A 19,914-nucleotide genomic window follows, 5' to 3' on the forward strand; every position below is an offset into this window, starting at 1 on the left:
GTCAGGCCGCGCCCGCCGGGGCAACCTCAGCCCGGAAAGCCTTTCGCGACGTGGTCGCGGATGAAGCCCGCGCCGATCTTGGTCAGACGCTCGGACAGCGCCTTGCCGGTTTCGGCCGAGCAATGCACCGGATCGCCGCCCCAGGTGCCGTGCGGCGCGGTTTCCAGCGCCTCGATCGGGCCGGTGATGCGGGCACCGTCGTATTTGATCGCGGCGAAGCCGGCCACGTCCATGCCCATGAACTTCTGGCCCTTCGGCGGGGCCTGCTTCAGGTCCATGCGCAGGATATCCGGATAGTAGTGCAGGCCGATCGAGGTCAGCGGATCACCGCCGTGACCGGACGAGGCCGCGGCCGCCTGCGGCCCGAGGATCTCTTTCAGAAGCTCGTACGAAATCTGCCAGAGATACATCGAGAAGACGAGCATCCCGTGCGACTTGCGGTATTTCTGGGTGACCTCGTTGATCGCGGTGACGTTGCCGCCGTGGCCGTTGATGATCAGGATCTTGGTCAGGCCGTGGCGCGCAAGGCTGGCCAGCATGTCGTCGATCAGCGCGGTCAGCGTCGGCTGGCTGATCGCGATGCCGCCATGGGACGAGCCGAAGTAGTCCGAGCCGCCGAACGGGATCGGGGGCGCGACGAAGGTCGGCACGCCTTCCGCGCGGGCGGCGCGGGCGATGTCCAGCGCCACGCATTCGGCGCCCAGATAGTCGCCCATCGGCGCATGGGTGCCCTGATCTTCCAGCGAGCCCATCGGCAGCAGGATCACGGCGTCCTTGTTCAGGTACTGGCGGGCTTCCTCGCTGGTCAGCTCGGCCATCTTAAGCTTGTCGGTCATGGGGCATTCTCTTGCAGGATGTCATCGCGGATGCAGGCGGTCATCCGGCCTTCGCCGGCGGGCCTGAGCTCGGGGACGGCCGCGGCACAGGCCGGCAGCGCGTAGGGGCAGCGGGTGCGGAACACGCAGCCCGTGGGTGGATTGAGCGGCGAGGGAATGTCCCCCTCCAGCCGGATCCGGCGGCTTTCGTGGCGCAGGCTCGGCTCGGCCGAGACCAGCGCGGCGGTGTAGGGGTGGCGCGGGGTGAAGTGGACGGCGTCGGCGGGGCCGACCTCCATCACCCGGCCCAGATACAGCACCATGATCCGGTCCGAGATGAAGCGGACCACGGACAGGTCGTGACTGATGAACAGCAGCGAGATGCCCTGGCTCTGACGCAGGTCGGCCAACAGGTTCAGCACCTGCGCCTGGATCGACACGTCGAGCGCCGAGACGGCCTCATCGCAGACGATGAACTTCGGCTCGACCGCCAGCGCGCGGGCGATGCCGATGCGCTGGCGCTGGCCGCCCGAGAACTCGTGCGGGCGGCGGTCGAGGAAACTGGGGTTCAGCCCGACCATCTCCATCAGCGCCAGAAGCCGCGGCCCGCGCGCGGGGCCGGTGTGCAGGCCATGGGTGTCCAGCGCCTCGGACAGGGTGGCGCGGATCGTCTTCCTGGGATCGAGGCTGGCGTAGGGATCCTGGAAGATGATCTGCATGTCCTTGCGCAGCGCCCGCAGCTTTTCGGGGGCGATCCCCTTCAGCTCCTGGCCCTGGAAACGCATGCCGCGGCTTTCGCTGTCGATCAGCCGCAGCACCGCCTTGCCGATCGTGCTCTTGCCCGAACCGCTTTCACCCACCAGCCCCAGGACCTCGCCGGGCGCGACGCTGAGCGAGACATCGCGCAGCACCTGCATCATGCGCTTGCCGAACAGGCCGCTGCGGCCGACCGGATAGCTCTTGTTCAGGCCCTGAACCTCGAGAAGCGTCTCCATCATGCGGCCTCCCGCTCGGGGTCCTGCGCATAGTGGCAGCGGACCTGGTGATCGGCGCCGGGCAATGCCAGCAGCGGCGGGCGGGTCGCGGCACAGGCCGCGGTCGCGATCGGGCAGCGGTCGCGGAAGCTGCAGCCCGAGGGGCGACGTTCCGGCAGGGGCGGCGCGCCGTCGACGGCCTGTAGCCGGTCGCCGCGGGCCGAGTGCAATTCCTCATGCGACGAGGGCATCGAGTGCAGCAGCGCCTTGGTATAGGGGTGGCGCGGCGCGGTCAGGACCTCGGTCGCGGGGCCCTCCTCGACCACCTGGCCCGCGTACATCACCGCGACGCGGTCGGCGATCTCGGCCACGACGCCGAGGTTGTGGCTGATGAACAGCAGGCTCAGCCCATCGGCATAGTCGTGGCGCAGGCGCTGCAGAAGTTCGATGATCTCGGCCTGGATCGTGACGTCGAGCGCGGTCGTCGGTTCGTCGCAGATCAGCAGCCGCGGCTCGCAGGTCAGCGCCATGGCGATCATCACCCGCTGGCGCATGCCGCCCGACATCTCGTGCGGGTAGCCGTCGAAGCGCCGCTCTGGCTCGTTGATGCCGACCAGCGTCAGCAGGCGGATCGCCAGCGCGCGGGCCTCGTCCCGGGTCATCTTGCGATGGGCGAGGATCGCCTCGACCATCTGCGCTCCGACCTTGTGGACCGGGTTCAGCGAGGTCATCGGTTCCTGGAAGATCATCGCCACGTCATTGCCGCGCAGCCCTTCCAGCTGTTTCGGCCCAAGCTTGCCCAGATCGACCATCTCGCCCGACTTCCGGCGCAGCGACAGGCTGCCGCCCGCCTGCCGGATCGCATCGGGCAGAAGGCCCATCAGCGCCAGCGACGACAGCGACTTGCCCGAGCCGGACTCGCCCACCAGCGCCGTGCACTGGTTGGCGCGCAGGGTCAGGCTGACCTCCTCGATCACCGGGACGGCGCCGGCGGGGCGGGGGATTTCCAGCCGCAGGTTGCGGATCTCGGCCACGGTGTCGGGGGCGGCGGCCAGCGCCGCACCGTCGCTCGACGGGACCGAGGTCGCGTCCTTGCCCGCGCCGCTGCCCTTGGGGTCGAGCGTGTCGCGCAGCCGGTCGCAGAAGAAGTTGATCGCGTAGATGGTCAGCGTCAGCGCCACGCAGGGAATGATGATCCCGAGCGGGTCCTGATTCATGAACTGGCGCGCGCCGCGGATCATCTGGCCCCAGCTGGGCGCGGGCGGCACGACGCCCAGCCCCAGGAAGGACAGCCCGCTTTCGATGGTGATCGCCGCGGCGGCGGTCAGCGAATACTGGACCGAGACCGGACCCGCGATGTTCGGCAGGATCGTGTTCATCACGATCTTGCGCGACGGCGTGCCAAGGGCGCGCGAGGCCTCGACGAAGTCCAGCGCCGAGACGCGCAGCGCCTCGGAGAACGAGATCCGGGCGAAGGCGGGGAAGTAGAGGATCGACAGCACCGAAACCAGCGTGCCGGTGCCCGGCCCGAAAAGCGTGACGACCAGAAGCGCCAGCAGGATCGGCGGGAAGCACAGCACCACGTCCGAGAGCCGGGTGGTGACGAACTGGAACGGACCGCGGAAATAGGCGCCGATCAGGCCGAAGAGCGTGCCCACGACGCAGGCGATCGAGGTGGCGACGAAGGCCACCATCAGCGAGACCTGTCCGCCGTAGAGGACGCGCGCCAGCCGGTCTCGGCCGAACTCGTCCTGGCCCAGCCAATGCGCGGTACTGGGGCTCGCCAGCCGGTCGCGGACCGAGATCTTGACCGGGTCGGCATCGGTGATGAGGGGGGCTGCGAAGGGAATGACGATCAGCGCGGCCAAGAGCAGGCTGGGCAGGATCATCTTGCGGGGGAAGCGGGACACGAGGCTCATTGCAGGCGGATCCTCGGGTCGATCAGCGAATAGAGGATGTCGATCACCAGGTTGATGGCGATGAAGATCGCGGCCACCGTCAGGATCACGGCGCGCACCGTCGGGTAGTCGCGCTGTTCGACCGCGCCGACCAGCAGGCCCGAGAGGCCCGGCCAGTTGTAGACGAATTCGACAAGAACCGTGGAGCCGAGCAGGATCCCAAGCTGCATCCCCACCACGGTGATGACCGGCCCGAGCGCGTTCTTCAGCACATGGCGGCGGATCACCAGCCGGCGGGTCAGACCCTTGGCGATGGCGGTGCGCACCCAGTCATGGCCGCGCATCTCGAGCACGCTGGCGCGGGTCATCCGGAAGATGATGGTGGCCAGATGCAGCCCCACGGTCACCGCCGGCAGGATCAGCATCTGCAGGTGCTGCGCCGGGTTCTGCGCGAAGGCCACGTAGCCGCCGGCCGGAAGCCAGCCCAGCGTCTGGGCGAAGAAGTAGATGAAGAGCGTACCGACCACGAAACCGGGGACCGAGGTCAAGAGCGCGTTCAGCCCCGAGGCCGCGACATCGAACCAGCCGCCGGCGCGCAGCCCCGCGGCGGTGCCGGCCGGGATCGCGACCAGCAGCGCCAGCACCGTGCCCGCGCCGATGATTTCCAGCGTGCGGGGCAGGCGCAGGGCGATATTGGCCGCGATCGACGAGCCGTCGATGATCGAGCTGCCGAAGTCGAAGCGCAGGCTGTCCCAGAGGAAGCCCAGGTACTGCGCGATCAGGGGCTGGTCGAGACCCATCTGGGTGCGCAGGTTCGCAATCGCCTCGGGCGTCGCGACCCCGCCACCGGTCGACAGAAGAAGCTCGGCCGGGTCACCCGGCACGATCGCCAGAAGCGAGAAGACGATCGTGCCGACGACGAAAAGCATCGCCACCGCGCCCGCGACGCGTCGCAGCAGGAACCCAGCCATCCGCGCGCCTCAGGCCAGTTTCGCTTCGTCGAGAACGAAGCCGCTCGAGCCGTTCAGGAAGCCCGGCAGGGTGCCGAAGCCCTCGACCTTCTTCGACATGCCGAACGCCTGGGTCCGCCAGTTCAGCGGGATCTGCGGCGCCTCTTCGTAATAGGCGGTGTAGAGTTCCTGGTAGATCGCCTTGCGCTTTTCCGGGTCCATCTCGGCCCGGCCCTTCTGCAGCAGGCCGTCGATCCGCTCGCTCTTGAAGCCGTAGGACTGCAGGTATGAGGGGTTGCCCGAATAGAGCAGCGAATAAAGCGCGTCGGGGTCGTTGAAGGTGCCCGAGGTGCCGTGCACCGCGATGTCATACTGGCCGTTGGTGCCCATCGTCACGCGGCTGCCCCAGTCGGGCAGGTCCAGCGTCACGTTGATGCCGATCATGCCCAGATAGGCCTGCACGACCGAGGCGGTGTCCTGATGCATCCCGTAGGTTGCGGTCGCCAGCAGCCGGCAGTCGAAGCCGTTCGGATAGCCGGCCTCGGCCAGCAGCGCCTTGGCCTTCTCGACGTCATAGCTGTATTCCGCCGCCGGATCCGACAGCTGGATGTTCGAACCCTGCGGGTTCGGCAGGCCGAACAGCGGCACCCCCCGGCCGGCGAAGGCGGCATCGACCACGTCCTGACGCTCGATCGCGTAGCCGATGGCCTGGCGCACCTTCGGGTTCTGCAGCGGGCCTTCCTTGGCCACGTTGAACAGCAGGAACATGAACGGGCCCGAGGTGGTCGAGATCTTCAGCGTGTCGGACTTCTCGACCGTGTCGAACTGGGTCCAGGGCAGGTATTCGATGACATCGACGTCGCCGGCCTCCAGCGCCGAATAGCGCAGGTTCTCGTCGGCATAGGCGACGAAGCGGATGCCGTCGGTGCCGGGCTGGCCCTCGCCATAGAACTTGTCGAACTTGGCGACCTCGATAAAGACGCCCTTTTCCTGCGCCTTCAGCTGGAACGGGCCGCAGCCGATGACCTCTGCCTCGGTCGACTTGGCCGAGACGACGGGCGAGCAGTAGTTGGCCAAGAGCGACAGGAAGACCGCGTTCGGGGTCTTCAGCGTCATCTTCACGGTCTTGTCGTCCACGGCCTCGATCTTCTCGATCACCGCGAGGTCGGCCTTGAGGAAGGCGGTCGAGCCTTCCTTCACGATCTCGCCGAAGGAATAGATCACGTCGGCCGCGGTGACGGGGTCGCCGTTGTGGAAGACAGCGTTGTCGCGCAGCTTGAAGGTGATGGTGCGGTCGCCTTCCCAAGCGAAGCTCTCGGCAACCTCGGGGATCAGGTTGCCCTGGCCGTCATAGCCCATCAGGCCGCGGAAGATCGACAGCTTGACGGTGTTCGCGGCGCCACCGGTGTTGTCGAAGGGCTTCAGGCTCGGCGGGAAGGTCGAGAGGCCGAAGCGCAGCACGCCGCCCGCGGCCTGCGCCTGCGAGCGCCCCGGAAGCGCCAGCGCGGCCATGCCGGCGCCGAGTCCCATCAGCATGGTGCGGCGCGACAGCGAGAAGTCGAAATCGGTCATGAGGTCCTCGGATCTGTTGGGGGTGCGCAGGCTTGGGCCCGTCTCTGAGCGCCATGGAAACCGCGGAAGGCGAACGAGGTCCAATCAAAAATTTCTTTATGACCCATAGAATACATTGTGCTAATCTGATGATCAAAAAAGAAAAAAACCCTGCGCACAGCGCAGGGTTCCGGGTGTCCGGCGATGTTCGGCCAATGGCGCGCGCCAAGGCGCCGCCGCTCAGTCCGCCGGGGCAAAGGCCTCGGCCATGGCGCGGTCGAAGCGCGCGAGCAGCTCGTGCATCTCGGCTTCGGTGATGATCATCGGCGGGCAGAAGCAGATCGCCTCGCCGATCGCGCGCAGGATCAGGCCATTGGCCTGCGCCGCGGCGGCGACCGCCTGTGCGGCCTTGCCGGCGGGCAGGAACGGCGCCTTGGTGGCCTTGTCCTGCACGAACTCGATGGCCGCGATCAACCCTTCGCCGCGGATCTCGCCGACGCAGGGATGATCGGCGTATTTCGCCAGACCGTCGCGCAAGATTTGCCCCATGCGACGGGCGTTCTCGACGAGGTTGCGCTCTTCGATGATCTTCAGGTTCTCGAGACCCACGGCCGTCGCCACCGGGTGGCCCGAGGTGGTGTAGCCGTGCCCAAAGGTGCCCAAAGATTCCGACCCGTCGGCGATGCCTTGGTAGATCTTGTCGCTGAACACGATTGCCGCCAGCGGCTGGTAGGACGAGGTGATCTGCTTGGACACCACGAGGATGTCGGGCTTGATGTCGTAGGTTTCGCAGGCGAACATCTTGCCGGTGCGCCCGAAGCCGTTGATGACCTCGTCCGCGACGATCAGCACGTCATATTTCCGGCAGACCGCCTGGATTTTTTCCCAGTAGCCCTTCGGCGGCGGCAGCACGCCGCCCGCGCCCATCAGCGGCTCGCCGATGAAGGCCGCGACCGTTTCGGGACCCTCGGCGAGGATCGTCTCTTCCAGCTCGGCCGCGAGCCGGTCCGAGAACTGCTCCTCGGTCTCGCCCTCGTTGGCGAAACGATAGTGGTGGGGCGTAGTGACATGGCGCACGAAATCCAGCGGCAGGTCGAACCCCTTGTGGTTCGCCGGGATCCCGGTCAGCGAGCCCGCGGCGATGGTGATGCCGTGATAGCCCTTGTGGCGGCCGATGAACTTCTTCTTCTCGAGCCGCCCGATCGCGTTGTTGTAGAACCACACCATCTTCACCACGGTGTCGTTCGCTTCCGACCCCGAGTTGGTGAAATGCACGCGGTCGAGCCCTTCGGGCGTCATCTGCACCAGCTTTTCGGCCAGCTCGATCGCCGGCTGCTGCGATTTCGAGGCGAAGAGATGCATGTAGGGCAGCACGTCGAGCTGGCGCTTGGCCGCATCGACCAGCCGCTTCTCGGAAAAGCCGAGACCCACGCTCCACAACCCTGCCAGACCCTCGATATAGTCCTTGCCTGCGTCGTCGTAGACGAAGATGCCCTCGCCCCGCGCGATCACCAGCGGGCCGTTGCGTTCATGGGCGCGGGCGTTGGTGACGGGATGCAGCAGGTAGCGCAGGTCGCGGCCCTGAAGGGAGTTCGGAAGGTAGGACATCTTCGCAGTCTCTCGCATGTGGATCCGGCCCGGACAGCCGTGGCGGCAGAGTAGACGGACTCCGCGACCCGCTTTCAAGACCGAACAGCGAATCCGCAACCACGTCAATGCCCGTTCGGTCATATAGTGCCCGATTATTGGACCGGTAATTGACCGAGTCAAAGTTTGCTGCAAAAGTTGGCAGCAGGTTTTCGTGGGTTCGGGCAGGATATGGGTCAAAGGCAGAGATTCGACGTGGCGGTGGTGGGGGCCGGGGTTGTCGGCTGCGCCATCGCGCGGCGGCTGACGCTCGAAGGCGCGACGGTGCTGGTGTTGGACAAGGCCGCCGATGCGCTCGACGGGGCCTCGAAGGCCAACAGCGCCATCCTGCATACCGGTTTCGACGCCCCGCCCGGCACGCTCGAGGCCGAGTGCGTGGCACTCGGTCATGCCGAATACCAAGAGATCCACGCGCGGATGAACCTGCCGCTGATCCGCTCGGGCGCGCTGGTGCTGGCCTGGACCGAGGCGGAACGCGCAGCGCTTCCAAAACTGATCGCCAAGGCGGAAGAGAACGGCGTCACGGATGTTGAGCCGCTGGACGCAGGCGCGCTGCGGGCATTGGAACCCGCCTTGGCACCGCATCTGCTGGCGGGCTTCCGGGTGCCGCGGGAATATCTGGTCGATCCCTGGTCGGCGCCCCATGCCTGGCTGCGGCAGGCGGTCGAGAACGGGGCGCAGACCCGCTTCGACTGCACCGTCACCGGCGGCCATTTCGACGGTCACTGGCGGCTGCACACATCGCAGGGGCTGGTCGAGGCCACGCATGTGGTGAACGCGGCCGGCCTTTTCGGCGACCGGCTCGACGCCGCGCTGACCGGTGCGGCCCAGTTCCGGATCAAGCCACGCAAGGGCCAGTTCATCCTCTACGACAAGCCCGCCGCCGCCTTGGCCGGGCACATCCTGCTGCCGGTCCCGAACGAGATCACCAAGGGCGTCGTCATCTGCCGAACCGCCTTCGGCAACCTGCTGGTCGGCCCGACCGCCGAGGAACAGGACGACCGCGAGACCGCTGCACTGGTGCCAGAAACGCTCCACGCGCTGCGCCGCAAGGGCGAAGAGCTGCTGCCGGCGCTTGCGGGGCACGAGATCACGGCGCTTTACGCCGGCCTGCGTCCGGCGACCGAACGGCCCGAGTATCGCTTCCGCACCGAGCCCGCACTTAACTACGTCTGCGTCGGCGGCATCCGCTCGACCGGGCTCTCGGCCGCGCTCGGCCTCGCGCGCAAAGTGGCCGAGGCGCTTCCCGCCCGCGCCCCCCTGCCCGACCCGAGCTGGCCGCAGATGCCGATGCTGGCAGAGACCGAAACACGCGACTGGGAATGCCCCGGCAATGGCGGGATCCTCTGTCATTGCGAACGCGTGACGCGGCGCGAGGTCGAGGCGGCGCTGACCGGCCCGCTCCCGGCCCGCAGCCTCGCCGGGCTGAAACGGCGCACGCGGGTGACGATGGGGCGCTGTCAGGGCTTCTACTGTTCGGCCGAGCTTGCCCGCGTGACCCGCGGCCGGCTGGCGCAACCGATGCTGCCGGAGACGCCATGAGCCGGATCGCGATCATCGGTGCTGGACCGGCGGGCCTTGCCGCCGCCACAGAGCTTGCGCGCCGCGGGCAGGATGTCACCGTTCTCGACCGCGAGGCCGAGGCCGGCGGCATCCCCCGCCACTGTGGCCATCGGCCGTTCGGGATGCGCGAATTCGGCCGGGTCCTGACCGGCCCGGCCTACGCCGCGCGGCTCGTCGCGCGGGCGCGGGCGGCGGGCGTCACGATCCGCTGCCAGACGACGGTCACGGCCCTGCTGCCCGGGGCCACGCTGACCTTGTCGACCCCCGATGGGATCGAGACGCTGCAGGCCGACCGCGTGCTGATCGCGACCGGCGTGCGCGAGACCAGCCGCGCCACGCGGCTGATCGGCGGCACCAAGCCCGGCGGCGTGATTTCGACCGGGGCGCTGCAGGGGCTCGTGCATCTCTCGGGCGCCGTACCCTTCCGCCGGCCGGTGATCCTCGGGACCGAAATGGTCGCCTTCTCGGCCCTGCTCACCTGTCACCACGCCGGCATCCGCCCGGTCGCGATGATCGAACCCTCGTCCGCGGTCACCGCCCGCTGGCCCGCGGCGGTGCTGCCAAGGCTGATGGGCGTGCCCCTGCGCCTCGACCGGCGCATTGCCGCGATCTCGGGCGGCAGGCACGTCACCGGCGTCACATTGACCGGCGGCGGGCAAGAGGAAGAGATCGCCTGCGACGGCGTGATCGTGACCGGCGGGTTCCGCCCGGAATCGGCGCTGATCGCAACCAGCCACCTCGAGGCCGACCCGCGCACCGGCGCGCCGATCATCGACCAGTACGGGCGCTGCTCGGACCCCGCCTATTTCGCCACCGGCAACCTTCTGCACCCGGTCGAGACCGCAGGCTGGTGCTGGGCCGAGGGTCGCCGCGCCGCCCAAAGCCTTCTGGCCAGCCTCGACGGCCGCCTGCCCGAGGGGCCGCTGCGCCACGTCCATGCCGGCGCGGGCCTGCGCTACGCGATCCCGCAGCGGCTCGCGCCCACGGGCGGTCCGGCGATGACGCGCCTGCAGCTCCGCGCGACCGGCCCCGCGACCCGGCTGACCCTTGCCGGCGCCGCCACTTCCCGCCAGCCTTGCGTCACCCGGGCCGAACGGCGGCTCGGCCTCGACCTCGCGGCGCTGCCCGCGGGCGACGTGACGCTGACGCTGGAGACGCCATGATCCTCGTCCTCGACCAGGGCACCACCAGCACGCGGGCGCTACGCCTTCAGGACGACACCCTCGTGCCCTGTTTCGGCGCCGAACATCGCCAGATCCTGCCTGCGCCGGGACGGGTGGAGCATGACCCGGCCGAGATCCTGCGCAACCTGCGCGCGGCGCTCGACACCACGCCGGGGGCGGAGATCGGCCTCGCGAACCAGGGCGAAAGCTGCCTGGGCTGGGATGATGCGACGGGTGAGCCGGTCAGCCCGATCATCGTCTGGCAGGACCTGCGCACCGCTCCCGCGCTGGCCGCGATGGGCGAGGTCGCGGCAGAGGTAAGGGCGCGGGCGGGCCTGCCGCTCGATCCCTATTTCTCGGCCGCGAAACTGGGCTGGATCGCGGCGCGGCCCGAAGCGCGCGCGCTGGGCCCGCGCCTGCGGCTCGGCACCACCGATGCCTGGTTCCGGCGGATGCTGTTCGGCCGGGCCGCGACCGATCCCACCACCGCCTCGCGCACTTCGCTGATGAACCTTGCGACGCTCGACTGGGATGACGAGCTGTGCCGGATCTTCGGCGTCCCGCGCTGGGCGCTGCCGCCGATCGAACCCTCGACCGGCGATCTGAGCGGGGCGCTGCGGGCTAGCCTGACCGACCAGCAGGCCGCCCTTTATGGCCATGACTGCCGGCGGGCGGGCGAGGCGAAGATCACGCTGGGCACGGGCGGCTTCCTGCTGGCGGTCACCGACCGGCCGGTGATCGGCGCGGGGCCGGTGCCGACGGTTGCCTGGGCGAAGGCGGGCATGGCGCCGGCCTTCGCGCTCGACGCGGGCGTGACCACGGCAGCGGCGGCGGTGAACTGGGCGCGGGGACTTGGCCTTTTCCGCGAGCATTCGGAGATCTCGAGCTTCGACGCCGCCCCGGCGATCGACCGCGGGCTTGCCTTCGTACCGGCGCTGGCGGGGCTCGGCTGCCCGCATTGGGACCGCGACGCGCGGGCGGGCTGGTCGGGGCTGACCCTCGATACCGGGCCGCGCGACATGATGCAGGCCCTGCTGGAAGGCATCGCCTTCCGCATAGCCGAGGCGGCGGCATCGGTCGCCGCGCAACAACCCCTGTCGCGGATCTCGGTCGATGGCGGGCTCGCGCGCAATCCCTACCTGCTGCAGGTGCTGGCCGATGCGCTGGACCGCGATCTGCTGCTGCCTGCAGAGGTCGAGCAGACCGCCCGCGGCCTTGCGCTGATGGTGGCAGAGACACTCGGCGCCCCGCCGCCGCCGCCCGGCCAGCAGCGCCGCGTCATCCCTTGCGACCCGAAGCCCGAACGGCTGGCGCGCTTCGCCCGCGCCCGCGAGGGGCTGGTGTCGGCCGCGAAGGGCTGATCAGGCGATGATCACCTCGACCCCTGCCGCGCGCAGTGCCTCGCGCAGGTGTGGCGGCGGCGCGCGGTCGGTCACCAGCCGGTCGACGCGGGCAAGGGGCGCGACCTCGAACACCGCCGGGCGGTCGAACTTGGCATGATCGGCCAGCACCGTCACATGGCGCGCCTGCGCCAGCATCGCCCGCGCCAGCGACGCCTCGCGCAGGTCGTAGTCCATGATCGCGCCCTCGTGGACCGCGCCCACCGTCAGCACGACATGTTCGGCCCGGAAGCGGCGCAGGTCGGCCTCGGTCAGCGGACCCAGCGTCTCCTGTCCCGCGACCTCGTATTCGCCGCCCAGCAGGAAGATCCGCGTGCCCGCCCCGGTCAGGTGCCGGATCGCGCCCATGCAATTGGTGATCACCGTCAGCCCGGTCAGCTGCGACAGGTGTTCCGCGAAGAAGATCGTGGTCGACCCGGCGTCCATGAACAGCGCGTCGCCATGCTTGAACAGCCGCGCCGCCGCCTGCGCGATGCGGCGCTTCTCCGGCACGTTCTCGGTCATCCGGGCGTCGAAATCGATCTCGGTCGGGATCTGCTCCAGCCGCCGGGCGCCGCCGTGGATCTTGCGCACCAGCCCCTGCCGGTCGAGCGCGGCCAGATCCCTGCGGATCGTCTCGCGCGAGGCGTCGAGGCTGGTGGCCAGCGTCTCGACGCTGACGCTGCCAGAGCGGTCGAGCATCTCGACGATGCGGGCGTGACGGTCGCGGGGATGCATCGGGCCTCGGTTCGGTTTTCCCGCAGAAAGCCCGGTTTCGGCCGGAAGGGCAAGGGCGGGCGGCCCCTGCCGCAGCATAGGTTGCCACCCGTCGGCCCGCCTGCTTTGCTGGCCCGGCACAGGAGAAACGCATGACACCCGATCTCGACGCAGCCCTTGCCCGGCTCGACCTTCTGCCCGATCTCTATCCCGGCCCCGGCGGCGTCGCCGGGCTCGTGCACAAGGGGCACGTCATAGCCACCCGCGCCTGGGGCCACGCGACGGTCGAGACCGCGGTGCCGATGACCCGCGCGACACCGCTGCCGATCTGCTCGATCTCGAAGCAGTTCACCTGCGCGGCCTTCCTCGCGCGGCTCGACCCCGCGGCGCTGGCCGGGCGCGTGGCCGATCATCTGCCCGCCTTCGAAGGGCCTCGCCCCGATCTGATGCAGCTGATGGCGAACCAGTCGGGCCTGCGCGACTACTGGGCGCTGGCCCCGCTTCTGGGGGCACGGCCCGATGGCGAGTTCCGCCGCTCGGACGGGCCAGAGGTCTATGGCCGGATGCAGACCGGGCATTTCTCGCCCGGCTCCTCCTATTCCTACTGCAACCAGAACTTCCGCATCGTCGCAGACATCCTGCAGGAAGAGACCGGCCGCGATCTCGCCGAACTGTACGAGGCCGACCTCTTCGCCCCCGCCGGGATGGAAGGCGCGCGGCTCGCCCCCGACACGGCGACGCCCCCCGTCGGCGTCACCGGATACGAGGGCACGGCGGCCACCGGCTACTTCCCCGCGACGAACCGGCTCTACTGGAAGGGCGACGCCGGGATCACCGCCTCGATCGACGACATGCTGGCCTGGGAGGTACATATCGACGCGACCCGCGAGGGCGGGCTTTACACCCGCCTCTCGGCCGCGCCCGCCTTCCGCAACGGCCAGCCGGCGCAGTACGGCTACGGCCTTGCCCATGAACGCCTCGCCTCGGGCGCTGCGGCGACCGGGCATGGCGGGGCGCTGCGCGGCTTCCGCGCCTATCGCAGCCATGTCGCGGCAGCACGCCTGTCGGCGGTGGTGATGTTCAACCACGAGGGCGACGCACATGGCGCTGCGACCTCGCTGCTGGACGCGGCGCTTGGCGCGCCCGAGTGCAAGCGCGGCGCGCCCGGCAGCCTTGACGGGGCATGGATCGACCCGGCGAGCGGCCTGCTCTTGCGGGTGGCGCCGACGCTCGACGGGATCGCGCTGCGCTTTGCCACCGGCCCCGACGCGCTGGAGGCCACAGCAGAGGGGGGCCGCGCGCCCACGGTCAGCCTGTCGCGCGAGGGCGACGCGCTCAGGATGCGCCGCCCGGGCGAGAACCTCGACCTGCTCGCAGCCCCCGTCGCACCGGCCGCGCCCGGAGCCGCGGCCGATCTCGACGGGCTCTGGCACTGGCCCGAGCTGAACGCGTTCCTGACGATCGAGACCCGCGGCGGCGCGACCCATGCCGTGGCCCGCGGTCGCTTCGGCACCGCGCAGCCGGAACGGGTGCACCCGGTCGGTCGCGATGTCTGGGTGATGCCGGTGCGTCGCTCGGTCGATGCCCCGGCCCCCGGCGACTGGACGCTGCGCCTGCACCGCGATGAGGCCGGGCGGCCCCTCGGCCTGACGGTGGGCTGCTGGCTGGCGCGCGGGCTCGCGTATCGGCGGATCGGGGCGTGACGCGCGCCTGAAGGGGATGTGACGAAACCGACGTCAAACCGTCACCCCCCTGTCATCCGCCGGGCATAGGAGCCGGGTGATCGCTGCCCTCCCCGGCAGTCCTCCCGATCCCATGCCCAGGAGACGCCCATGTCCCGCCTCGCCCTTGCGGTCCTGCTGCCGCTCGCCTTCCCGATCGCGGCCTCGGCCGGCACGCTGAAGCTTTACACCTCGCAACCCAACGAGGACGCGCAGAAGACCGTTGACGCTTTCGAGGCCGCGCATCCCGGCATCGACGTGGAATGGGTCCGCGACGGCACCACCCAGCTGATGGCGCGGATGACCGCCGAAATGGCCGCCGGCGCCGGCGCCCCCGACCTGCTGCTGATCGCCGACACCGTGACGCTGGAAGGCCTCGCGCAGGAGGGCAAGCTTGCCGCCTACAAGTCGCCCGAGGCCGCGGGCTATGACGCGGCGCTCTATTCGCCCGAGGGCTATTATTACTCGACCAAGCTGATCACCACCGGCATAGCCTACAACACCGGCGCCGGCACCGTGCCGACCAGCTGGGCCGATCTGGCGAAGGAGGACTACAAGAACCTCGTCGCCATGCCCTCGCCGCTCTATTCCGGCGCCGCGCTGATCCACCTTGCGACCCTGACTGCCGACGCCTCGCTCGGCTGGCCCTATTACGAGGCGCTGGCCGCCAACGGCGCGCAGGCCGACGGTGGCAACGGCGGCGTGTTCAAGGCCGTGGCGGCGGGCGAAAAGCCCTATGGCGTGCTGGTCGACTACATGGCGCTGCGCGCCAAGGCCAAGGGCTCGCCCATCGACTTCGTGTTCCCGACCGAGGGCGTCACCTACGTGACCGAACCGGTGGCGATCATGGCCGATGCCGCCAACAAGACGGATGCGCAGACCTTCGTCGACTATGTCCTGTCAGAAGCCGGCCAGAAGCTGGTGTCGGACATGGGCTACATCCCGGCGCGCAACGGCGTGCCCAGCCCCGAAGGCTTCCCCGAGCGCGGCGACATCAAGCTGATGGCCTTCGACGCAGCCAAGACCCTTGCCGACACCGAGGCCAACAAGGCCAGGTTCGCGGAGACCTTCGGCGTCAAATGAGCGTCCGGTCCTTTGCCACGACGATCAGCCGGTCGCAGGACCGGCTGATCCCGCTTCTGCTGCTGCCGGTCGCGCTGATCGCGCTGGGCCCGATCCTGCGGCTGCTGGCCGAGGGCTTCGGGTTCGGACAGGGACTGACCCTGTCCCACGCGACCGAGGTTCTGGGCCGCGACAGCACCCGCATCGCGCTGGGCCATTCGCTGCTGACCGCGGGCGCGGGCACGGTGATCTCTGTCCTGATCGGCGCGGCCTTCGCCTTCGTCGTTGCGCTGACCGACATCCGCGCCAAGGCGGCGCTGGTCTTCTGCCTGATGATCCCGATGATGATCCCGCCGCAGATCACGGCACTTGCCTGGATGCAGGTCACCGGCCCCTCGTCGGTGCTGCTGAAGACGCTGGGCCTTGCCCCGCCGCTCGGCAGTCCGCAGCCGCTCTATTCCTCCGGCGGCATCGCGCTTCTGCTGGGGCTGCAGCATGCCTCGATCGTGTTTCTCACCCTGCGTGCGGGTCTGCGCCTGATCCCGGCCGACCTTGTCGAGGCCGCGCGGATCTCCGGCGCCCGGGGCCCGCGCGTCTGGGCGCAGGTCGTGCTGCCGCTGAGCCTGCCGAGCCTTGCCGCCGGCGCCGCCATGACTTTCGTGACCGCGCTTGGCAATTTCGGGATTCCGGCGATGCTGGGAATCCCCGCGCGCTATTCGACGCTGCCGACGCTGATCTACCAGCGGCTGGTGTCGATGGGCCCCTCTGTCCTGCCCGAGGTCGCGGTGCTGGCGCTGCTGATCGGCACCGTGGCGATCCTCGGCGTGCTGGCCAACCGGCTGCTGCTGCGCCGCCGGGCCTATGGGCTCGTGGGCCTCTCGGGCCGGCCTCTGTCGCTGTCGCTCGGCCGCGCGCGGCTGCCGGTCGAGATCGGCTTCTGGCTGTTCCTTGCCGCGATCCTCGTGGTGCCGCTGGCGGCGCTGCTCGCCACCTCGGTGATCCCGGCCTATGGCGTGCCGCTGAGCCTGTCGAACGCCACCCTTCACGCCTGGCACGAGGTGCTGTTCCGCCAGCCGGTCACGCTGCGCGCCTATGGCAACTCGCTGCTGCTGGCGACGGCGGCGGCGGTGATCCTGATGGCGGTGGCGGTGCCGCTGGCCTGGGTGATCGCCCGCCGTCCCTCCTGGGGCACGCGGGTCATCGACACGCTGGTAGACCTGCCCTACGCGCTGCCGGGCGTGGTGCTGGCGATCGCCTGCATCCTCAGCTTCCTGCGCCTGCCCTTCACGCAGGTGACGCTCTACGGCACGCTGACGATCATCCTGCTGGCCTATCTCTCGCGCTTCCTCGTCGTGATGCTGCGCCCGGTGCAGGCGGCGGTGGGCCAGCTCGACCCCGCGATGGAGGAGGCCGCGGCAGCCGCCGGCGCGCGGCTTGGCCGGCGCCTGCGCACCATCGTGCTGCCGCTTGCCGCCCCCGCCGCGGCGGCCGGCGCGATCCTCGTGTTCCTCACCGCGGTGAACGAGCTGACCGTCTCGGCGCTGCTTTGGGCCGCGGGGACGGAAACGCTGGGCGTGGTGATCTTCAGCCTCGAGGACAGCGGCGACACGGTGATGGCCGCCGCGCTCGCCAGCTCGATCGTCGGGTTGATCGTGCTTCTGATGGGGATGGTGCAGCTCGCCGCCCCGCGACTGCCGAAAGGATGCGTGCCATGGCTGGACTGAGCTTCGAGGGCCTGACCCGAGCCTATCAGGGCGCCCCCGCCGTCGACGCCATAGACGCGCGCATCGCGGAAGGCGAGTTCGTGGCGCTGCTTGGCCCCTCGGGCTGCGGCAAGACCACGCTCCTGCGCCTGACCGCCGGGTTCGAGACGCCGGATGCCGGCCGGATCACCCTTGGCGGCAGGGTTCTGGCCGACGCGCAGGACCCGCGCGGCTTCGTGCCGCCGGAAGAGCGCAACATCGGCATCGTCTTCCAGTCCTACGCGCTCTGGCCGCACATGACCGTGGCGCGCAACGTGGCCTATCCGCTGGAGGTGCGCCGCGTTGCCGCCCCCGAACGGGCCCGGCGCGTGGCCGAGGCGCTGGCCCTGACCGGTCTCACCGCGCTGGCCGATCGGGCCCCGGCCCAGCTTTCGGGTGGACAGCGGCAGCGCGTGGCCCTCGCACGCTGCCTTGTCGCCGAGCCGGGCGCGGTGCTGCTGGACGAGCCGCTGGCGAACCTCGACCTCGCCCTGCGCGGCGCGATGCAGGAGGCCTTCGCCGCCTTCCACCGCCGCACCGGGGCGACGATGCTCTACGTCACCCATGACCAGACCGAGGCGCTGGCGCTGGCCGACCGGGTCGCGGTGATGAAGGACGGCCGCATCCGCCAGTTCGCGCCGCCAGAGGTGCTCTATGATCGCCCGCAGGACGCCTTCGTCGCGGGCTTTGTCGGCGACGGCGCGGTGGTCAGCGCCCGCGCCGCGGGACCGCTGACCGGCGCGGGCGTGCTTGTCGAGGCACTCGGCCAGCGGATCGAGGCCCGTGCCGCCGATGCCCTGCCCACTCATCTCTGCATCCGCCCCGAACAGGTGGCGATCACGCCCGACGGACCGGTCCGCGCCCGCGTCGCGAGCTGCACCTATCAGGGCGGCCGCTTCCGGCTGGGGCTCGAGACCGAGGCCGAAAGCCTCGTGACCCACAGCCCGACCCGCATTGCCGTCGGCGAAAGCCTGCGGCTGGCGATCCGCCACCCTTGGGCCTTTCGCGACCCCGATGTGACCCCGCTGGCGGCGCTGCAGGTGGCCGAACATGCGTGACACGCAGGTTGCTCCATCGCCCCGCGGACAGGCGGGAAGCGCGCCCTGGGTCGAGGTTCTGTCAGGGCTCGGCGAGAAGGGGCCGGCCTGCCTCAGGGTCTGGACCGGGCGGCAGCTCTGGATCCTCGACACCGGTTTTGGGCCCGAAGCCAGCTCACCCTTTCGCCCCGAATGGCTGCGGGGCGCCGACGCGGTGTTCCTGACCCATGACCATATCGACCACATCGGCGGCGCGGCCCATGCCATCGCCGCGGGCCTGCCGATCCACGCCACCGCCGCCACCGCCCGTGCGCTGCCGCCCGGCGCGGACCTGCGCCCCCTGCCCGAGCGCGGGGTGACGCTGCTCGACGGCATTCCGGTGACCACCGGCCGCAACGGCCATGCCCTGGGTGGCGTCTGGCTGCATCTCGGGCTGGGCTCAGGTGGGCTGTTCTACTCCGGCGACTGGTCCGAGGAATCGCACTGGTTCGACTTCGACCCGCCGCCGCCGGCCGACACCGCCCTGCTCGACGCCTCGTATCACCGCGACGACATCGCCCAGTCGCAGCGCCGCGCCGCGCTCGATGCGGCGCTGGACGCGCTTCCCCCCGGAACGCAGGTGCTGTTCCCGGTGCCGCCCTCGGGCCGCGCCGGAGAGCTGGCGCTGCACCTGATGACCCGCGGCCGCGTCAGCCTCGACGACACCTGCCGCGCGATCCTCACCTCGGGGCTGCGCTCGGGCGGCGTCGCCCCGGGCGCGCAGGCGCTGGCGGCGCTTGTCGAGGCGCCCTTCGACCCCTCGGCGCGCTTCCTGCTGTGCGACACGCCGAATGCCGATGGCGGCACTGCCTGGCGCATCGTGCAGGACTGGCGCGACGGCGGGCGGCTCGGCCGGGACGGCCGGGTGATCTTCACCGGCCACATGACCGCCCATGCCCGGGTCATCGCCGCGCAGGGCGGGCAGTTCCTGCGCTGGAACGTGCACCCGCCGCTGCGGGACCAGCGGGCGATGCTGGCTCGGCTGGGCGCACGCCGCTTCGCCCCGCTGTTCTGCCCGGCGCCCGAGGACTACCTGCTGGAACCCGCGCTGGGGGCAGAGCTGCTGCTGGGCGGGCGGGTGGCGCTGTGATCCTGCTGCCGCGCCCGTTCTGCCTGATCCGCCACGGCCAGACCGATGCCAACCGCGACCGCATCATCGCCGGTCGCACCGAGGCGCAGCTGACCGAGGCCGGCCGCGTGGCCGCCCGCGCGCTGGCCACCCGCCCCTGGCCCGAGGCCCTGGCGCTGTTCGCAAGCCCGCAGCAGCGCGCGCTGGAGACGGCGCGGCTCGGCTTTCCGGGCCGCGCGCCCGAACCGGTGGCGGGGCTGCGCGAGCGCGACTGGGGCATTTTCGAGGGGCGGCCGACCGCGCTGCAGCCGCCGCGCCTGACCGTGCCCGAAGAGGGCGAGTCCTGGGAGGCGGTGGTCGACCGCGTCGCCGCCGCGATCCGGCACTGTCAGGAGCTTGCAGGCGAGGCCCTGCCGGTGATGGTCGCCCATTCCGGCACGATCCGCGCCGCCCGCCAGTTGACCGGCGGCAGTTGCGAAGGCCCCTCGCCGGTCAATGCGGTGCCGACCCTGTTCCTGCCCCTGCCCGAAGACGGCGGCTGGCGCGAGACCGGGCTGGCAGAGCTGGCGCGCGGCGGCTGACGCTAC

Annotated in this window: 16 protein-coding genes; 9 read left to right on the plus strand and 7 right to left on the minus strand. The window is 70.1% G+C overall.

What is annotated here, in order from left to right; all coding sequences use genetic code 11:
• Window positions 1-26: 26 nt before the first annotated feature.
• From V8J36_RS16515 to V8J36_RS16540, 6 genes are all read right to left on the minus strand, one after another.
• A complete protein-coding gene (locus V8J36_RS16515) occupies window positions 27-836 on the minus strand; it encodes a creatininase family protein (RefSeq protein ID WP_336468420.1) in 810 nt (269 codons plus the stop codon).
• Window positions 833-1,813 carry an ABC transporter ATP-binding protein gene (locus V8J36_RS16520; RefSeq protein WP_336468421.1) on the minus strand — a complete coding sequence of 327 codons (981 nt, stop codon included), beginning with the start codon at window positions 1,811-1,813 and terminating at the stop codon, window positions 833-835. Before V8J36_RS16520 ends, V8J36_RS16515 begins: the two co-directional genes overlap by 4 nt.
• Complete coding sequence (locus V8J36_RS16525) at window positions 1,810-3,708, minus strand: dipeptide/oligopeptide/nickel ABC transporter permease/ATP-binding protein (RefSeq protein WP_336468422.1); 1,899 nt, start codon at window positions 3,706-3,708, stop codon at window positions 1,810-1,812. Before V8J36_RS16525 ends, V8J36_RS16520 begins: the two co-directional genes overlap by 4 nt.
• Complete coding sequence (locus V8J36_RS16530; protein WP_336468423.1) at window positions 3,705-4,658, minus strand: ABC transporter permease; 954 nt, start codon at window positions 4,656-4,658, stop codon at window positions 3,705-3,707. Before V8J36_RS16530 ends, V8J36_RS16525 begins: the two co-directional genes overlap by 4 nt.
• Window positions 4,659-4,667: 9 nt before the next feature.
• Window positions 4,668-6,209, minus strand: a complete 1,542-nt coding sequence (locus V8J36_RS16535; protein ID WP_336468424.1) for an ABC transporter substrate-binding protein — start codon at window positions 6,207-6,209, stop codon at window positions 4,668-4,670.
• 219 nt (window positions 6,210-6,428) lie between these two features.
• Window positions 6,429-7,796, minus strand: a complete 1,368-nt coding sequence (locus tag V8J36_RS16540; RefSeq protein WP_336468425.1) for an aspartate aminotransferase family protein — start codon at window positions 7,794-7,796, stop codon at window positions 6,429-6,431.
• A gap of 234 nt (window positions 7,797-8,030) precedes the next feature.
• Here V8J36_RS16540 and V8J36_RS16545 point away from each other — a divergent pair, with 234 nt between their 5' ends.
• From V8J36_RS16545 to V8J36_RS16555, 3 genes are read left to right on the plus strand one after another with little or no spacing between them, the layout of a single operon-like run.
• Complete coding sequence (locus V8J36_RS16545) at window positions 8,031-9,377, plus strand: NAD(P)/FAD-dependent oxidoreductase (RefSeq protein WP_336468426.1); 1,347 nt, start codon at window positions 8,031-8,033, stop codon at window positions 9,375-9,377.
• Entirely contained in the window at window positions 9,374-10,561 is a 1,188-nt protein-coding gene (locus V8J36_RS16550) for an NAD(P)/FAD-dependent oxidoreductase (protein WP_336468427.1), read from the plus strand. Before V8J36_RS16545 ends, V8J36_RS16550 begins: the two co-directional genes overlap by 4 nt.
• Window positions 10,558-11,922: an FGGY family carbohydrate kinase gene (locus tag V8J36_RS16555; protein ID WP_336468428.1), complete on the plus strand. Its 1,365-nt coding sequence runs from the start codon at window positions 10,558-10,560 to the stop codon at window positions 11,920-11,922. The genes V8J36_RS16550 and V8J36_RS16555 overlap by 4 nt, the downstream gene beginning before the upstream one ends.
• On the opposite strand, the gene V8J36_RS16560 is transcribed toward V8J36_RS16555, so the two are convergent.
• The gene (locus V8J36_RS16560; protein ID WP_336468429.1) at window positions 11,923-12,678 is read right to left on the minus strand and encodes a DeoR/GlpR family DNA-binding transcription regulator; all 756 of its coding nucleotides are present in this window, start codon (window positions 12,676-12,678) and stop codon (window positions 11,923-11,925) included. It lies immediately after the preceding gene.
• Window positions 12,679-12,809: 131 nt separating this feature from the next.
• Between V8J36_RS16560 and V8J36_RS16565 the strand changes: the two genes are divergently transcribed.
• The 6 genes from V8J36_RS16565 (at window position 12,810) to V8J36_RS16590 (ending at window position 19,908) form a co-directional block, all read left to right on the plus strand.
• Complete coding sequence (locus tag V8J36_RS16565; protein WP_336468430.1) at window positions 12,810-14,360, plus strand: D-aminopeptidase; 1,551 nt, start codon at window positions 12,810-12,812, stop codon at window positions 14,358-14,360.
• Window positions 14,361-14,489: 129 nt separating this feature from the next.
• Window positions 14,490-15,461 (plus strand): ABC transporter substrate-binding protein, encoded by a 972-nt coding sequence (locus V8J36_RS16570; protein WP_336468431.1) that lies wholly within the window; start codon window positions 14,490-14,492, stop codon window positions 15,459-15,461.
• On the plus strand, window positions 15,458-17,164 hold the full coding sequence (locus V8J36_RS16575) for an ABC transporter permease (RefSeq protein ID WP_336468432.1): 1,707 nt from the start codon (window positions 15,458-15,460) through the stop codon (window positions 17,162-17,164). Before V8J36_RS16570 ends, V8J36_RS16575 begins: the two co-directional genes overlap by 4 nt.
• Complete coding sequence (locus tag V8J36_RS16580) at window positions 17,152-18,240, plus strand: ABC transporter ATP-binding protein (RefSeq protein ID WP_336468433.1); 1,089 nt, start codon at window positions 17,152-17,154, stop codon at window positions 18,238-18,240. Before V8J36_RS16575 ends, V8J36_RS16580 begins: the two co-directional genes overlap by 13 nt.
• Window positions 18,233-19,348, plus strand: a complete 1,116-nt coding sequence (locus V8J36_RS16585) for an MBL fold metallo-hydrolase (protein ID WP_336468434.1) — start codon at window positions 18,233-18,235, stop codon at window positions 19,346-19,348. The genes V8J36_RS16580 and V8J36_RS16585 overlap by 8 nt, the downstream gene beginning before the upstream one ends.
• Window positions 19,345-19,908: a histidine phosphatase family protein gene (locus V8J36_RS16590; RefSeq protein ID WP_336468435.1), complete on the plus strand. Its 564-nt coding sequence runs from the start codon at window positions 19,345-19,347 to the stop codon at window positions 19,906-19,908. Before V8J36_RS16585 ends, V8J36_RS16590 begins: the two co-directional genes overlap by 4 nt.
• Window positions 19,909-19,914: the final 6 nt, after the last annotated feature.

The organism is Frigidibacter sp. MR17.14 (assembly GCF_037095735.1).
Taxonomy (GTDB): Bacteria; Pseudomonadota; Alphaproteobacteria; order Rhodobacterales; family Rhodobacteraceae; genus Frigidibacter.

Coding starts and splice junctions, on each gene's coding strand:
- V8J36_RS16515 (WP_336468420.1), bottom strand. CDS start 836: ATGACCGACAAGCTTAAGATGGCCGAGCTGACCAGCGAGGAAGCCCGC.
- V8J36_RS16520 (WP_336468421.1), bottom strand. CDS start 1,813: ATGATGGAGACGCTTCTCGAGGTTCAGGGCCTGAACAAGAGCTATCCG.
- V8J36_RS16525 (WP_336468422.1), bottom strand. CDS start 3,708: ATGAGCCTCGTGTCCCGCTTCCCCCGCAAGATGATCCTGCCCAGCCTG.
- V8J36_RS16530 (WP_336468423.1), bottom strand. CDS start 4,658: ATGGCTGGGTTCCTGCTGCGACGCGTCGCGGGCGCGGTGGCGATGCTT.
- V8J36_RS16535 (WP_336468424.1), bottom strand. CDS start 6,209: ATGACCGATTTCGACTTCTCGCTGTCGCGCCGCACCATGCTGATGGGA.
- V8J36_RS16540 (WP_336468425.1), bottom strand. CDS start 7,796: ATGTCCTACCTTCCGAACTCCCTTCAGGGCCGCGACCTGCGCTACCTG.
- V8J36_RS16550 (WP_336468427.1), top strand. CDS start 9,374: ATGAGCCGGATCGCGATCATCGGTGCTGGACCGGCGGGCCTTGCCGCC.
- V8J36_RS16555 (WP_336468428.1), top strand. CDS start 10,558: ATGATCCTCGTCCTCGACCAGGGCACCACCAGCACGCGGGCGCTACGC.
- V8J36_RS16560 (WP_336468429.1), bottom strand. CDS start 12,678: ATGCATCCCCGCGACCGTCACGCCCGCATCGTCGAGATGCTCGACCGC.
- V8J36_RS16565 (WP_336468430.1), top strand. CDS start 12,810: ATGACACCCGATCTCGACGCAGCCCTTGCCCGGCTCGACCTTCTGCCC.
- V8J36_RS16570 (WP_336468431.1), top strand. CDS start 14,490: ATGTCCCGCCTCGCCCTTGCGGTCCTGCTGCCGCTCGCCTTCCCGATC.
- V8J36_RS16575 (WP_336468432.1), top strand. CDS start 15,458: ATGAGCGTCCGGTCCTTTGCCACGACGATCAGCCGGTCGCAGGACCGG.
- V8J36_RS16580 (WP_336468433.1), top strand. CDS start 17,152: ATGGCTGGACTGAGCTTCGAGGGCCTGACCCGAGCCTATCAGGGCGCC.
- V8J36_RS16585 (WP_336468434.1), top strand. CDS start 18,233: ATGCGTGACACGCAGGTTGCTCCATCGCCCCGCGGACAGGCGGGAAGC.